1 protein-coding gene is annotated in these 805 nt (G+C 48.7%); it reads left to right on the top strand.

Features of this window, described 5'->3' with window-relative positions:
* A partial coding sequence (locus B3O33_RS15240) for a pyruvate carboxylase subunit B (RefSeq protein WP_292363935.1) occupies window positions 1-805 on the top strand: 805 nt, incomplete at both ends.

The following is an 805-nucleotide window of genomic DNA, read 5'->3' as shown; positions in this document are numbered from 1 at the left end:
ACGATGTATTCCGAGTGTTTGATGCATTAAACGATATGCGTAATCTGGAAACTGCTTTAAAAGCCGTGAAAGATGCCGGTAAACATGCCCAGGGCACCATCAGCTATACCACCAGTCCGGTACACACACCTGAATTATTTGTTGAGCAGGCCAAAACCCTCCGGGATATGGGGGCGGATTCCATTGCGATAAAAGATATGGCTGGTCTGCTGGCCCCGTATCCAACCTATGAGCTGGTTAAAGCGATTAAATCCGCTGTGGATTTGCCGCTGGTGATTCATAGTCACTCCACATCTGGTCTGGCACCGCTTTGTCAGTTAAAAGCCATTGAAGCAGGCGTTGACCGGATTGATACAGCCATATCCGCGTTTGCTGGCGGCACCAGTCATCCTGCTACTGAAAGTCAGGTGGCGGCGCTAAAAGGAACTGAATGGGATACCGGATTGGATTTGAATTTACTGTCGGAAATTGCTGATTATTTCCGTGAAGTGCGTAAAAAATATCATCAGTTTGAAAGCGAGTTCACCCGCGAAGATGTGTCCGTGCAAATCAATCAGGTGCCGGGGGGGATGATGTCCAATCTGGCGAATCAGCTGAAAGAGCAGAATGCTTTGGATCGTATTCGTGATGTTTTTGCTGAAATTCCGCGAGTGCGTGAAGATCTGGGCTTTCCACCCTTGGTCACGCCAACCTCACAAATCGTTGGCACGCAGGCGGTGTATAACGTATTAAGTGGTGAGCGCTATAAAACCATAACCAATGAGGTTAAGCGTTATTTGCTGGGTGGCTACGGTCAACCACCGGC

Origin of the sequence: Methylophaga sp. UBA1464 (genome assembly GCF_002325665.1) — a bacterium.
Classification (GTDB): domain Bacteria; phylum Pseudomonadota; class Gammaproteobacteria; order Nitrosococcales; family Methylophagaceae; genus Methylophaga.
The sequence above is the reverse complement of the archived record's forward strand: the minus strand, read 5'-3'. Positions and strand labels throughout refer to the sequence as shown.